Genomic DNA, 13,762 nt, shown 5'->3' with positions numbered 1-13,762 from the left:
GCGATCACCTGCAGGGCCGCTCATCAGCAGTTCGGAGGCAGTTGTACCGAATGTGGTCCCCTCGGCAAGTTACACATCAGTGACAGTGCGTGGTTGCCAACGAGTGCGCGCACCAGCGCATCCGAACAGAACATCCTCGGACTTAACTTCCGTCAAAAACGCGCCCGTTCCCGCGCAGCTCACCGGATCAGCCACCCCTCCGGAGACCAGTACGGTCACGCCACCCTCAGCCTCAAACAGCGCGAAGTTACGCTCTGTGACCGATACGCCCGGTTGCGACAAGGAGTCCGCACAATGTCGACAAAGCGTTCCAGGCGAGAAGGTCGTGGACGCCGCCAGTGCTGAGCGCTCCAGCACCGAGCGTGGCCGGCGCCAGGGAACCTCGGCCACGGTGTTCTGCAAAGTCACCGTGGTCCGGATCGCCGACCGCAGCACCGGAGCGGCGGACCTGCACCTGGCCGATGCGGTGCTGAACCTGCCGGACGGAATGCACTCGCACGGGCTGGCCAAACTCACCGCCACGAGTCCGCCCGCGGCAGCTTCGCCGACTGCTGCGAGCGGATCAACGCCTACACCGAGTACCGGGCACCGACAGGTCCAGGAACTCGCCATCGGCGCGGCGGCTGACATCGAAGCGTTCTACGACGCCATCGTGCCTGCCATTGCAAAAAGCAGCGCCACATCTCGGTATCTCTCCCAACACCCATTACGGGTGGCGCCATCGCCGACAAGAGCCGCCCAGCTTCCAGTTGGGCCGACGCATGATGTACCGGATCTCCGCGCTTGACGAATGGTGGACCGGCGAGAGAGCGCAGACTCTCGATCGAACGTGCCTTGCATCCATTGAACCGCAAGCCGCTGCGTCGCACATCGAGGTGTCCACGGCAACACAGAGCAACGACACCAACCCGATATCAATTCCAACTGCCACAGCGAGATATGACCCGTCGCGAAGAAGCGTTCCCAACACCGTCAAGCACTCGGAACGCATCATTCGCATGGGCAGGAGGCCCCCATGGCGGGCTACATCGAGGATCGTTGGCTCAAGAAGAGCCCGGACAAGACGACCGGAAAGCGAGAGCGTACTTCCATATGGGGAAGGGGAAGCGGTCCCGCGGCAGGGTGGCAAGCAGATCACTCCACGCGTTCTCGCTGTTGATCGACAGCAGGTAGCGAAGATCCGGAGGACTGCTCACTCGCTGTCCTCTCCCAACTCCGCGTCGATGTTGAGCACGCGGATCCCGGACTGCGACTGCGCGAGGAGCACCGCAGCGTTCTCGGCAAGGCGACGGGCGGACTTGAGCCGCAGGTCCAGCTCGACATCGTCACCCCAGCGCACTGACGTTGCGATGGCGAATTCGATCGAAGCATCGGACTCCAAGTGGCCGACGATCACCTTGTGGATGCGGCGGCTGGTGCGCTGACTAGAGCGATCCGTCTTGGCGTTGCGGTAGTTGCTGGCTCGCCTGGCCAGCTCCACGGACTCCCCGATGTAGAGCACGCGGATGCCGTCGTCGTCCACACCGAAATCGTAGCGGTAGAGCCCTGGCGCTCGCGGGAGTCCGGGAAACCTCGGCAGACCGGCTTCGTCCAGCGTAATCGGGCCGGCGCTCAGCCACGAGAACGCAACGCGGACGTCGAGCGCCTCCAGTTCCTTGAGCTGGGACTCGTCGAAAGGCCCACGACGCGACGCACCGGTTAGCCGCGGGATTGAGCCGCTCTCGGTGGCCGAGGATCCGGCACCGATCAAGAACCCGAGGTTCTGCAGCCACCGCCGAGAGGCATGCGACTGAAACCTGCTGCGCTTGGCACCTGTCGCAAGGAAGATGACCTGCTTGACCGGCCAACGCACACCATCGACTTCGACCCAGTACTCGCGGATCTCCTCGGGCACGTGACCAGCGAGACGCCCACGAACAAGCGTCGGCGTCAGCTGGAAGGATTCGCCATCGAGGGTGAACTGCATGAAACGGAGGTTAGCCTCGATCGTTCACGACTGCTCGTCAGTTCGCTGACGGGGACGCTGTGCGTGAGGCGTGCGGCCTTCCGGGGGTGGGGCAGGCTAATGACCCTCCGTTGTCGCGTGGGGCGGGCGCCGGGCTCCACTCCTGGGGTGGCTCTGCGGGTTGTTGGGACGGTCGAATTGGCTGTTCAGCCAGGATTCGGGAGGGTATGGAGCCGGTTCATGGCGCTGGTGATCACGGGCGTCCATGACCATCCGGGGGGGCAGACGCAGCCCGTGTCGGTGGTCGGTGTTCACGAATTGGGCGGCGGCGGAGAACTGCCGCAGGCGGAGCTTCTTGGGTTCCCAGCGGCGGGTGTCGCCGGTCAGGGCGAGCATCGGTAGCCAGGCGAGGTGGTCGAGTGCGAGGGAGACAGTCTTCAGCCGGATCCGGTTGGCTCCGCGAGGCCGTTACCACGGATTGACGGCAGGGCGATATCGCCCAACATCGACACCGTGGACCCTCCGAGACCACCAGCCGCGTCTGCAGCTGGTGGCTCCGATCCTGCCCCGGAGGTAACCGCACCCCATGAACGTCGCACACACTCCGATGCCGAGCGAGGACGACTGCTGGGAGGTGTTCTGGGACGTCTTGGCCGCCATGGTGGTGACGCGCCATGAGTCCGGGTCCGGCGGTGCGCAGGCCAAGCATGAAACACCCGCATCAAGGTAGCCCCACAGGCCAGCACCAACCGCAGAAGGCGCTCCCTACGCTGCCACGGGACGTGCCTCCCACATGGGAATGATCTGGTACTTCTCCTTCAGCGGCAATCCGCGTCCCTTGCGGACGTGAATCCCGCGCACGACCGTTTTGATCAGCTTGTTCCTGGTGTTCAGGGTCGCCTTTTCCCACTCGTCCACCAAGCTCTTGAAGGCCACCGCCCCGGGCTGGGAAACCATGCGCTCTCGACGCTTGGAAAGCTGCTGACGCTCCGTCTCAAGCTTCTCGCGACGAGCGTTGATCCGCTCCTGCTTGCGGCGGGCGGCGTCCTCATTGATCAGACCGTCCACCAAGCTGTCGGTGAGCTTGTCCTCCTGTCGCACCAGCCTCTCCAGTTCCCGTTCGATGCCGGCGAGCCGGACTGCGGAGTCATTCGGCTTCAGTGCCGTCTGGCTCCGGCGCACACGCGTCTCCATGTCCTGGCCGCCCTTCGCGTTCTCCATGAGCCAGTCAAGTACACGGTCTTCGATGTGTTCAAGATTTCCGTACCCGGATCCGCGGCAAGAACCGAGTTCGGCGTACTGGCGGCACCGCCACGTCACGTCGAACGGATCGGGGCGGCCGTCGACCGGGGGTTTCCGGATCTTCTTCGCCCTGAGCAGGGCGTGCATCGGGCCCCCGCATGCTGAGCAGAAGACCAGCCCGGTCGCCGAGTAGCGGATCTCTGCTCGCTCACGAGCAGCCGTCTTCGGCGTATCACCACGGCGGTCGAGATAGGCGTCCCAGACGCGCTCGCACTCAGCCCGGTCACTGATCACGGGTTCGTGTTTGCCCGGCAAGTACAGCCCGAACGTCTCCGGCCTGCGTGACCTGTTGCGTCCCCGGCGCTTGACCCCGTCCCGGTCCGTTCGCAGGACGTGCTGTTGCTCAGGCAACCGGTAGCGCACGAAGCCGAGGCCGAAGCCGGAGTCAAAGATTTCGTACAGGCGCCCGGGCGTCACGGGCTTGCCCGAGGCCGGATCGACGACACCTTCCGCGTACCACTCATGCGTGATGTGGGCGATGAACTCACCGGTGGCTACCCGCCGCCAAGCATCAGCCAGCTTGGGCCCCAGCACTGGATCGACCTTGAGTATGCCTTCCTTGCAGGCCGGGCAGGTCTCCAGCGGAACACCGGACTTCCGGGGAGGGCAGGTGTCACATCGGTAGTAGCCGAACCGCCCCTGGTTCGCGTGCGGAAGACCCTTGCGCCGGCGTCGGGCTATGGATTCCTTCCACACGTCTGCCTGCTGATCGCTGAACAGCTCAGCGATGTTGAGCATCTGCCGGATCGCGAAACGGCCGATGTTCGTCCGCCCATCGAAGTCCTCCTTGACCGCGCGGACTTCGATGCCCAGCTCGGTGAGCCGGTCGAGGTTGGTCAGGGAGTCCTTCATGTTCCGGCCGAAGCGCGACCAGACCCACAGGATGAGGACATCGAACTCCTCTCGCTCAGCCATCCCAATGATCTTGGAAATCTGGCGTTCGCCGAAGGAGCGTCCCGTCTTACCCAGGTCCATGATGGGCTTCCCCACCAGCTGCATGCCCTCCTTGGCCGCAAGCGTCTCGCCCTGGAATTGCTGCAGCTCCGGGCTGATCATGTCGTCCCTGGCCGTACTGACCCGGATGTAGATCAGCGCTCGTCGCGAGCGCCCCGTCCCGCTGCCTGCCATCGTCGTTCCTTCCCACGTTCCCGGCCCTGTGACCGCGCCGGCGACGGCATCTCATCATGGAAAGTCCGGCACGACATTCGTGGCGCCCGTCCTGATGGGCCTCGACCCGAACCTCGCCATCATGATGTCCGGTGTCGCCACGGCCATCTTCCTGCTGGCGACGAAGGGCAGGGTGCCCAGCTATCTGGGGTGCTCGCTCTCCTTCGTGGGCGTGGCAGCCACCATCCGTGCCAGCGGCGGCAGCAGTGCCACCGTCACCGGTGCGGTCCTGGTGGTCGGCGCCGTGCTGTTCCTGGTGGGGCTCGTGGTGCAGCGGTTCGGCGCGCGGATCATCCACGCGGCGATGCCTCCCGTGGTGACCGGCGCCGTCGTGATGCTGATCGGCTTCAACCTGGCACCCGTCACCGCGTCGACGTACTGGCCGCAGGACCAGTGGACGGCCCTGCTGGTGATGCTGTTCACCGGGCTGGCCGTGGTCTGTCTGCGCGGGTTCTTCTCGCGTATCGCGATCTTCCTCGGGCTCGTCTTCGGCTATGTGCTGTCCTGGGTGCTCGACCTGGTCTTCGGGAAGATCCACTCCCCGGCCGGCGGCGCGGAGGCCGTCGACCACTGGCGGCTGGATCTGTCGGCCGTGGCGGACGCGGACTGGATCGGGCTGCCGTCCTTCCACGCGCCGAGCTTCGAGTGGTCCGCGATCCTGGTCGCGCTGCCGGTCGTCATCGCCCTGATCGCCGAGAACGCCGGGCACGTGAAGGCCGTCGGCGAGATGACCGGTGACTCGCTCGACGACAAGCTGGGCACCGCGATCGCCGCGGACGGCGCCGCCTCGATGCTGTCCACGGCCGTCGGCGGCCCGCCCAACACCACGTACTCCGAGAACATCGGCGTGATGGCGGCGACCCGGGTCTACTCCACCGCGGCCTACTGGGCAGCGGCCTTCTTCGCGCTGCTGTTCGGCCTCTGCCCCAAGTTCGGCGCGGTCGTGGCCGCGATCCCCGGCGGGGTGCTGGGCGGCATCACCGTGATCCTGTACGGCATGATCGGCCTGCTGGGCGCCCAGATCTGGCTGAACGCCAAGGTCGACCTGCGCAACCCCCTCAACCTCGTACCGGCCGCCGCGGGCATCATCATCGGCGTCGGCGGTGTCAGCCTGAAGATCACCGACAACTTCGAGCTGAGCGGCATCGCGCTCGGCACGCTCGTCGTGATCACCGGCTACCACGCGCTCCGGGCGTTCGCCCCGGCGCACCTCAAGACCCAGGAGCCCCTGCTGGACTCGGGCACGTCCCAGTACGACGAGGAACCGCCGGCCCGTAAGGACTGACGGGTCGGTGCCGGTGATACCGCCGGGGGTCGCGGCCCCCGGCGGAGTTCACAGGTCCCGGGGGTGGGGAGCGCTTCCGGGCGACGGCTCCTCAGAGGTTCTCGGTCGGGCCGCGGCGGTGGTCCGGCGCCTGACCCTGATGACCGTGGCGGCCACGATCAGGGTGAAGAGCGTCAGTCCGGCCCAGATCACCGATTTGTCGGGCCACGGTGCGAGAGGGGCGTCCTCCGGGGAGCGTCCACCGTCCACGCCGGTGGCGATGACGGCCACGAGGCCCAGGACCGTGGCCGCCGCCACGACGCGACCGAACACCCGCGCGCTGATCGGCAGCGCGATGTCGCGGTGCCGCGGGCCACGCGGTTTCAGGCGTTCGCTCGGGCGGGCCGGTGCCATCAGGCGGACCAGGAGCAGCACGGCTATCGGGAGCTGCAGCGCCCAGAGCATGGTGCGGAACGGCCCGTCGTACCACCCCTGGGTGGTGTACAGCAGGGTGTGCCAGGCACTGAGGATGTAGACCACGATGGCGAAACGGTGCAGGGCCAGCCACACACGGGATCCGGTCCTGTGCCGGAGATAGAAGGCGAACCCCAGAGGGATGGCCAGATAGAAAGCCAGCAAGCCCACCAGAACAGCGACTCGCCCCGTGCCGGTGGCGTATCCGCCGGGCACGAATACATCGACGAAAGCGGTCCACACGCTTCGCCCGAGCGGCCACTGATCCTGATTGGTCCGGATCTGTTCGGTCAGGAAGAATAACGCGTGCATGAACATCAGACCGATGGTGGTCAGGCTCGTGGTGCGGTGCCACTTCTCCAGCCTGGCTGCCGACAGCCACTTCCCACCAGGTCTCGGCCCGGAACGTAACAAGCCGAATATCACGGTGACGTAGGCCCAGAGCATCGCCGACCAGCCGAACGCCTGACACATCCAGTACATCCAGAACGCGTCGGCGTCCTCGAGCATCGGCATGATCTTGATGGTCGCCGAAGTGCCGTTCTCGATGCGGACGTAGAGCAGCCAGTAGATCAACCCGGTGACCACCAGGGCCAGCGAGGCGTCGGGCAGGGCTCCCCGCAGATCGGCACGTAGCGCCGACCAGTCGAAACGAGCCCCTTCCTTCGTCCGCCGCGGAGGCGGCTTCACCGATCCGGAAGAATGCGCCACCACTCGACTCCGCCTTCCCTGCTACTCACCGCAGAACAGCGAAAGCGGAAATCCGTAGCAGCACTTTTGGTTTCCAGGCTCCTCACGGTGGAGGGTAACGGCACTCTTCCCGCCGGGGAAGACGGCGATCAAGCACCCATTTGTATATGCACGGGGCAATTCAGCTTCGTTGTTCCGGTATTTCAGCGGCAGGCCGGCCTGCCGCTGAGGCCGCGGGGCCGCCTCAGCCCTCCGGGAGCTCGACCGGCGCGATCTCGTCGAAGACGTCGCCCGGCCCCGGATTCGCCGGGTCGGTGGCCCCGCCGAACTGTGCCATCACGCCCCACACGGCGTTCAGCGCGGTCTGTACGGCTCCCTCGGCCCAGCCCGCCGTCCACGAGATGTCGTCGCCCGCGAGGAACAGGCCGCGCTTGTCGGCGGGCAGCCGGTCCTGCATGAAGTGGGTGAACAGACGCCGCTGGTAGCGGTAGTGGCCGGGCAGGTTCGCCTTGAACGCGCCCATGAAGTACGGCTCGTTCTCCCAGGAGACGGTGACCGGGTTGCCGATGACGTGCTTGCGGATGTCGACGCCCGGATAGATCTCGCCGAGCGACTTGAGCATGACGTCCATGCGCTCGTTCGGGGAGAGCGGGAGCCACTTCAGGCTGTCGTCGCACCACGTGTAGGAGAGACAGATGACGGCCGGCTTGTCGGGCCCGTCGTCCAGGAGGTACGTCCCCCGGGTCATCCGGTCCGTGAGCGTCATGGACATCGTGTCCCGGCCGGTGGAGGCGTCCTTGTCGAGCCAGAACGGCCGGTCGACGGGCACGAACAGCTTGGAGGACTCCATGTAGTGGGTGCGCTCCATCGCCGTCCAGTGGTCGATGGGGAAGAGCGCGTCGTCGCTGGCGATCTTGGAGAGCAGCAGCCAGGACTGTCCGGTGAAGACCGCCGCCTGGTAGGTACGGATGTCACCGGATGCGTCGGTGACCGTGATCCGGTTCCCCGCCGTGCGGTCGAGCCGGGTCACGGCGGTGCGCGGTTCCCCGCCGTGCAGGGAGGACAGCGACGTGCCGGACGGCCAGTGCACGGTCTTCTGCGGTTCCCGCTCCCACAGGCGCAGCGGCAACTGCTGGCTGCCGCCGACGATCCCCCGGTGGTGGTCGTCGGCCTCGGTGTAGACGACGCGGAGGATCTCCAGGATGGAGTTGGGGAAGTCGGTGTCCCAGCCGCCGGTGCCGAAGCCGACCTGGCCGAAGATCTCGCGGTGCCGGAAGGAGGCGAAGGCGTCGGAGCCGCAGAGGAAGCCGTAGAAGGTCTGGTCGTCGAGCTTCTCGACGAGCTGCGCCCAGATCTCCCGGATGCGCGGTACGTCGCGCTCCCGCATCGCGCGGTTCATGTCGGAGAAGTCCGCGCCCTCCTCCAGGCAGGAGTTCCAGGCGTCCATCACCTCGCGGTACACCTGGGGCAGGTCGTCGATGGTGCGCGCGTAGTGGGACTCGCCCTTGAGGTCGACGACGGTCGAGGGGGTGGCCGGGGAGAGCGGGTTGGGGAACGGCTTCGTCTCCAGGCCCACCAGGTCGATGTAGTGCTGGAGCGCCGTGGACGAGGGCGGGAAGCGCATGGCACCCATCTCGGCGGTCAGGGAGGGGTCGCAGCCGTCGAAGCCGACGGTGCGCAGCCGGCCGCCGATCCGGTCCGCCTCGTAGACGACGGGCTTCAGCCCCATCTTCATGAGCTCGTAGGCGGTGATGATGCCGGAGAGCCCACCGCCGATGACGGCGACCTCGGTGCCGTGCTCGGTGGCGGGTATCTGCCCTATGCCCGCCGGGTGGGCGAGGAAGTCGTCGTAGGCGTACGGGAAGTCCGGTCCGAACATGGTGATCGGCGGCTGCGCGTCGGTGTGCTGGACGGCGTTGGGCACCGTGGACGTCATGGGGTACGGACTCCTTGCGGGGTGAGCGTGGGGCGGGGGGGCGGGTGCTCAGACCAGCGAGCCGTACAGGCCCGGCCGCCGGTCCTCGATGTACGGGTTGGCGGCGCGCGACCCGGCGAGCAGCCCGGGGTCGGCCTCGCCGACGAGCAGTTCCTCGCCGCGGCCGGCGCGGACGCGGGCCGTGCCGTCGGGGCCGGCCAGGCAGCTCAGTCCGGTGAAGTCGAACTCGCCTTCCTTGCCGGCCCTGTTGACGTACGCGATGTAGAGCTGGTTCTCGAAGGCGCGGACCGGCACGACGGATTCGGCGACGAACGTGTAGGGCTGCATCAGCGCGGTCGGGACGAGCAGCAGTTCGGTGCCGGCCAGGGCGTGCGCGCGTACGTTCTCCGGGAACTCGACGTCGTAGCAGATCAGCAGCCCGATCCGTACGCCGTCGAGCTCGGCCTGCACCACGGGCTGCTCGCCCGGGGTGAACCACTTCTCCTCGAAGCCGCCGTAGAGGTGGGTCTTGCGGTAGTTGGCGAGCGGCGTCCCGTCGGGGCCGATGAGCTGTGCCGCGTTGAAGATCTCCTCGCCCGCCCGCTCCGGGTACCCGTAGTGGATGGCGAGGCCGTGGCGTACGCAGAGCCCGGCGACGGCTCGCGCGGCGGGGCCGTCCGCGGGTTCGGCCAGCCCGGGGACGGCGTCCCCGATGGCGTACCCGGTGAGGAACAGCTCCGGGCAGACGAGCAGCCGGGCACCCGCGGCGGCGGCCCGTGCGGCGGCCTCGTCGAGTGCCGCGAGGTTGTCGTCCACGGCGCCGGCTCGTCCGGAGCTCTGGAGCAGGGCGGTGCGCAACGGCGGCATGGCTGACCTCGGCGGGACGGGTGGGGTGGGGAGACGTATTGAAGGTACGGCGCGGGGATCACGGCCGACAAGGCCCGATTGTTGCGCCTTCACCGTCGATCCGTTGCGTGGAAATCACTCGGGGCGGTGATTCGTTGCGCGGCGCGGCTCGGCGGGCCGGGCGAGTGATTTCGGTCTCCCCTCGCGCCCGCCCCGGGCCTGAAGACCGAGGTCAGGCGGGCGGGCCGGAGGAGGAGTAACGCCGCAGCAGCGGGGAGAGCACGAGGACCGACTTGGTCCGCTCGACGAACGGCTCGCCGGCGATCCGCTCCAGCACCTGCTCGAAGTGGCGCATGTCGGAGGCGAAGACCTGTACGACCGCGTCGGCGTCGCCCGTCACCGTGGACGCGGACGCGATCTCCGGATAGGCGGAGAGGCCCCGCTTGATCGCCTCGGGGGCGGTGTTGCGGCTGCAGTAGATCTCGATGAAACCCTCGGTCTCCCAGCCGAGCGCCGCCGGGTCGACCCGCACGGTGAACCCCGTGATGGCTCCTTCGGCGCGCAGCCGGTCCACGCGGCGCTTCACCGCGGGAGCCGAGAGGCCGATGAGGGCGCCGATGTCCGCGTAGGAGCGGCGGGCGTCCTCGGCGAGGGCGTGGACGATGCGTTCGTCGAGGTCGTTCAGGCGCACTTCGGGTGGGTCACTTCTCTGCGGCGGAGATTCCGGGGGCGGCACGCGGGCCGCCCCCGAAGTAGACCACGGCGCGGGGTGCTCACCGCGGCGCACCGCAGGTCAGAAGGGGAACTCCGAGCGGCCGTGCTGGACCGAGATCCACTTCTGCGTGGTGAACGCCTCGAGCATCGACTCACCGTTCAGGCGCCCGAGGCCGGAGTTCTTCTCCCCGCCGAAGGGGACGATGGGCTCGTCGTGGACGGTGCCGTCGTTGATGTGGATCATGCCGGTGCGGATGCGCTGCCCCACCCGTACGCCCCGCTCGATGTTGGCGGTGTGGACCGCGCCGCTCAGCCCGTACGGGGTGTCGTTGGCGATCCGGACGGCTTCGTCCTCGCCGTCGAAGGGGACGAGCAGGGCCACCGGCCCGAATATCTCCTGCTGCAGGACGGGGGAATCGGCGGCGAGGCCGGTGAGGACGGACGGGCTCACCACATTGCCCTCGGTCCGGCCGTGCAGCAGTGCCGTGGCGCCCGCCGCCACGGTCTCGTCGACGAGCTTGGACACTGCGTCGGCCTGGGAGGAGCTGATCAGCGGGCCGATGTGGGTCGCGGGGTCGGCCGGGTCACCGACGCGGAGGGAGGCGACCTTGGCGACGAACTTCTCGGTGAACTCCTGCTCCACGGAGCGGTCCACCAGGATGCGGTTGGCCGCCATGCAGACCTGGCCCTGGTGGATGTAGCGGCTGAAGACGGCCGCGTCGACGGCGTAGTCCACATCCGCGTCGTCGAGGACGATCAGCGCGCTGTTGCCGCCGAGTTCGAGCACCGCGCGCTTGAGGTTGGCCGCGCAGACCGTCGCGACGTGCCGGCCGATCCTGTCCGAGCCGGTGAAGGAGATGACCTGCGGAACGGGGTGTTCCAGCAGGGCGTCGCCGATCTCGGCGATGTCGGTGACCACGACGTTCAGCAGTCCGGCGGGAAGCCCCGCCTCCTCGAACACCTTGGCGATCAGGGTGCCGCCGCAGACCGGGGTGTTCTGGTGCGGCTTGAGGACCACGGCGTTGCCGAGGGCCAGCGCCGGCGCGACCGACTTGAGCGACAGCAGGAAGGGGAAGTTGAAGGGGCTGATGACACCCACGACCCCGACGGGCAGCCGGTAGACGCGGTTCTCCTTGCCCTCGGTCGGCGAGGGAAGTATCTGCCCGGTGGACCGCAGCGCGAGCTGGGCCGCCTCGCGGAGGAACTCCTTGGCCAGGTGCAACTCGAAGCCCGCCTTGAGCCGGGTCCCGCCCAGCTCCGCGACGATCGCCTCACCGATCTCGGCCTCGCGCTCCTCGACGACCCGCAGCGCCTTCTCCAGCACCGCCCGCCGGGCGTACGGGTTGGTGTCGGCCCATCCCGGCTGGGTCCGCTCGGCGGCGCGGTATGCCTGGTCGACCTCACCGGCCGTCGCGACGGTCACCGAGGCGAGCTTCTCGCCGCTGTACGGGTCGAAGTCGATGATGTCCCAGGACCCCTTCCCCGGCCTCCACTCGCCGTCGATGTACTGCTGGGCCAGGTCGGTGAAGAAGGAGCTCATGGAATCCCTTTACCGCAGAGGGGCGGGCAGCTGATTGCGGCTCATATTACTTATCCTTCAACCAAGTTGAAGGGGAGACGGGAGTGCTCTCCTGAGGAACGAACCTCGGCGTACATGCGACAAGTGCCCCTCCCCGCACGGACGGCAGGGAAGGGCACTCGTACAGCGGGACGCCGGCGTCAGTTCCAGCTGGCGTGGAGCGGCTTGCCCTCCGCATAGCCCGCGGCGCTCTGCACACCCACGATCGCCTTCTCGGCGAACTCCTCGAGCGAGGACGCGCCCGCGTAGGTGCAGGACGAGCGGACGCCGGCGATGATCGAGTCGATCAGGTCCTCCACACCGGGGCGGGTGGGGTCGAGGAACATCCGCGAGGTCGAGATGCCCTCCTCGAACAGCCCCTTGCGGGCGCGGTCGTAGGCGGACTCCTCCGAGGTGCGGTTCTTGACCGCGCGCGCCGAGGCCATCCCGAACGACTCCTTGTAGTACCGCCCGTCGGCGGACTGCTGGAGGTCGCCGGGCGACTCGTACGTCCCGGCGAACCAGGAACCGATCATCACGTTGGACGCGCCGGCTGCCAGAGCCATCGCCACGTCGCGCGGGTGCCGGACACCTCCGTCCGCCCAGACGTGCTTGCCGTGCTTCTTCGCCTCGGCGGCGCACTCCAGCACGGCGGAGAACTGCGGCCTGCCGACACCGGTCATCATGCGGGTGGTGCACATCGCGCCGGGGCCCACACCGACCTTGATGATGTCGGCGCCGGCCTCGATCAGATCACGCACTCCCTCGGCGGCCACCACGTTGCCCGCGACGATCGGCACGGCCGGGTCGAGCGCCCGAACGGCGGCGACCGCGCTGATCATGGATTCCTGGTGCCCGTGGGCGGTGTCCACGACCAGGGTGTCGACACCGGCGTCCAGGAGCTGCTTGGCCTTGCCCGCCACATCGCCGTTGATGCCGACGGCCGCCGCGATCCGCAGCTTGCCGTCCGCGTCCGTCGCGGGGGTGTAGAGCGTCGCGCGCAGCGCGGCCTTGCGCGTGAGGATGCCGACGAGCCGGCCGTCCGCGTCGACCGCCGGGGCGAGCTTGCGGTTGGCGCCGTCGAGCTTGTTGAAGGCCTCACGCGGATCGATGTCCGCGTCGAGCACCACCAGGTCCTTGGACATGACCTCGGAGAGCTGGGTGAAACGGTCCACGCCGGTCAGGTCGTGGTCGGTGACGACGCCGACCGGACGGTTCTCGGCATCGACGACGACACCGGCTCCGTGGGCCCGCTTGTGCAGGAGGGACAGCGCGTCGGCGACGGTCTGGCCGGGGGCCAGCACGATGGGCGTGTCGAGCACGAGGTGGCGCTTCTTGACCCAGCCGATGACCTCGGTGACGACCTCGATCGGGATGTCCTGCGGGATCACGACCAGACCACCGCGGCGGGCGATGGTTTCGGCCATGCGGCGGCCCGCGATGGCGGTCATGTTCGCGACGACGAGGGGGATGGTGGTGCCGCTGCCGTCCGGCGACGAGAGGTCCACGGCCTGCCGGGAGCCGACCGCGGAACGGCCGGGGACCATGAAGACATCGTCGTATGTGAGGTCGTAGGGGACCGAGGGAGAGGCCGTGTAGCGACCGGTGCCGGGCTCAAGAAAACGCATAAGACCCATTTTTTCATACGAAACGGCGCAGGTCGTTTCCACGAAGACACAGCAATGGGCCCCCGCGTTCGTCAGTTCCTCCAAGGAGGCTGCCCGGGGGCCGGGCAAGTGGAAACCTGCCTTACCCATGGACCCTACCCGAACAGGATTCGCTCCTTCGCGATCACTATCCCTGGACCGGGTGACGAGGGGTCAGGTAGCTTCAAATCCGCAGGTCCATGCGGTAGGCGCGACACCGCCCGCGAGCCCGGAACACCTG

General features: G+C 67.7%; 10 protein-coding genes and 1 pseudogene. 3 read left to right on the top strand and 8 right to left on the bottom strand.

Going from position 1 to position 13,762, the window contains the following annotated elements; genetic code table 11:
• Positions 1–256: 256 nt before the first annotated feature.
• Positions 257–787 (top strand): hypothetical protein, encoded by a 531-nt coding sequence (locus AB0P41_RS11595; RefSeq protein ID WP_365931478.1) that lies wholly within the window; start codon positions 257–259, stop codon positions 785–787.
• Between the two features lie 405 nt (positions 788–1,192).
• Here AB0P41_RS11595 and AB0P41_RS11590 read toward each other — a convergent pair whose 3' ends face one another.
• Positions 1,193–1,966 carry a hypothetical protein gene (locus AB0P41_RS11590; protein ID WP_365931476.1) on the bottom strand — a complete coding sequence of 258 codons (774 nt, stop codon included), beginning with the start codon at positions 1,964–1,966 and terminating at the stop codon, positions 1,193–1,195.
• Between the two features lie 219 nt (positions 1,967–2,185).
• Here AB0P41_RS11590 and AB0P41_RS11585 point away from each other — a divergent pair, with 219 nt between their 5' ends.
• Positions 2,186–2,347, top strand: a complete 162-nt coding sequence (locus AB0P41_RS11585) for a hypothetical protein (RefSeq protein ID WP_365931474.1) — start codon at positions 2,186–2,188, stop codon at positions 2,345–2,347.
• 363 nt (positions 2,348–2,710) lie between these two features.
• Here AB0P41_RS11585 and AB0P41_RS11580 read toward each other — a convergent pair whose 3' ends face one another.
• Positions 2,711–4,375, bottom strand: coding sequence for a recombinase family protein (locus tag AB0P41_RS11580; RefSeq protein ID WP_365931472.1), 1,665 nt, complete (start codon positions 4,373–4,375; stop codon positions 2,711–2,713).
• Between the two features lie 73 nt (positions 4,376–4,448).
• Here AB0P41_RS11580 and AB0P41_RS11575 point away from each other — a divergent pair.
• Positions 4,449–5,699: pseudogene (locus tag AB0P41_RS11575) on the top strand (solute carrier family 23 protein); the annotation flags it as partial.
• Between the two features lie 48 nt (positions 5,700–5,747).
• Here AB0P41_RS11575 and AB0P41_RS11570 read toward each other — a convergent pair.
• The 6 genes from AB0P41_RS11570 to AB0P41_RS11545 all read right to left on the bottom strand — a co-directional run bounded on the left by AB0P41_RS11570 (position 5,748) and on the right by AB0P41_RS11545 (position 13,503).
• Complete coding sequence (locus tag AB0P41_RS11570; protein WP_365931470.1) at positions 5,748–6,863, bottom strand: ferric reductase-like transmembrane domain-containing protein; 1,116 nt, start codon at positions 6,861–6,863, stop codon at positions 5,748–5,750.
• A gap of 223 nt (positions 6,864–7,086) precedes the next feature.
• Positions 7,087–8,778: an NAD(P)/FAD-dependent oxidoreductase gene (locus AB0P41_RS11565; RefSeq protein ID WP_365931468.1), complete on the bottom strand. Its 1,692-nt coding sequence runs from the start codon at positions 8,776–8,778 to the stop codon at positions 7,087–7,089.
• Positions 8,779–8,826: 48 nt separating this feature from the next.
• The gene (locus AB0P41_RS11560) at positions 8,827–9,624 is read right to left on the bottom strand and encodes a carbon-nitrogen hydrolase family protein (RefSeq protein ID WP_365931466.1); all 798 of its coding nucleotides are present in this window, start codon (positions 9,622–9,624) and stop codon (positions 8,827–8,829) included.
• Positions 9,625–9,835: 211 nt separating this feature from the next.
• The gene (locus AB0P41_RS11555; protein WP_365931465.1) at positions 9,836–10,294 is read right to left on the bottom strand and encodes an Lrp/AsnC family transcriptional regulator; all 459 of its coding nucleotides are present in this window, start codon (positions 10,292–10,294) and stop codon (positions 9,836–9,838) included.
• A gap of 102 nt (positions 10,295–10,396) precedes the next feature.
• Positions 10,397–11,857, bottom strand: coding sequence for an aldehyde dehydrogenase family protein (locus AB0P41_RS11550; protein ID WP_356712593.1), 1,461 nt, complete (start codon positions 11,855–11,857; stop codon positions 10,397–10,399).
• A gap of 179 nt (positions 11,858–12,036) precedes the next feature.
• Positions 12,037–13,503 (bottom strand): GuaB1 family IMP dehydrogenase-related protein, encoded by a 1,467-nt coding sequence (locus AB0P41_RS11545; protein WP_356712591.1) that lies wholly within the window; start codon positions 13,501–13,503, stop codon positions 12,037–12,039.
• Positions 13,504–13,762 lie beyond the last annotated feature (259 nt).

Source organism: Streptomyces sp. NPDC079167 (assembly GCF_040686735.1).
Classification (GTDB): Bacteria; Actinomycetota; Actinomycetes; order Streptomycetales; family Streptomycetaceae; genus Streptomyces.
This window is presented reverse-complemented; position numbering and strand designations above follow the sequence as displayed.

Coding starts and splice junctions, on each gene's coding strand:
- AB0P41_RS11550 (WP_356712593.1), bottom strand. CDS start 11,857: ATGAGCTCCTTCTTCACCGACCTGGCCCAGCAGTACATCGACGGCGAG.
- AB0P41_RS11590 (WP_365931476.1), bottom strand. CDS start 1,966: ATGCAGTTCACCCTCGATGGCGAATCCTTCCAGCTGACGCCGACGCTT.
- AB0P41_RS11585 (WP_365931474.1), top strand. CDS start 2,186: ATGGCGCTGGTGATCACGGGCGTCCATGACCATCCGGGGGGGCAGACG.
- AB0P41_RS11565 (WP_365931468.1), bottom strand. CDS start 8,778: ATGACGTCCACGGTGCCCAACGCCGTCCAGCACACCGACGCGCAGCCG.
- AB0P41_RS11580 (WP_365931472.1), bottom strand. CDS start 4,375: ATGGCAGGCAGCGGGACGGGGCGCTCGCGACGAGCGCTGATCTACATC.
- AB0P41_RS11545 (WP_356712591.1), bottom strand. CDS start 13,503: ATGCGTTTTCTTGAGCCCGGCACCGGTCGCTACACGGCCTCTCCCTCG.
- AB0P41_RS11560 (WP_365931466.1), bottom strand. CDS start 9,624: ATGCCGCCGTTGCGCACCGCCCTGCTCCAGAGCTCCGGACGAGCCGGC.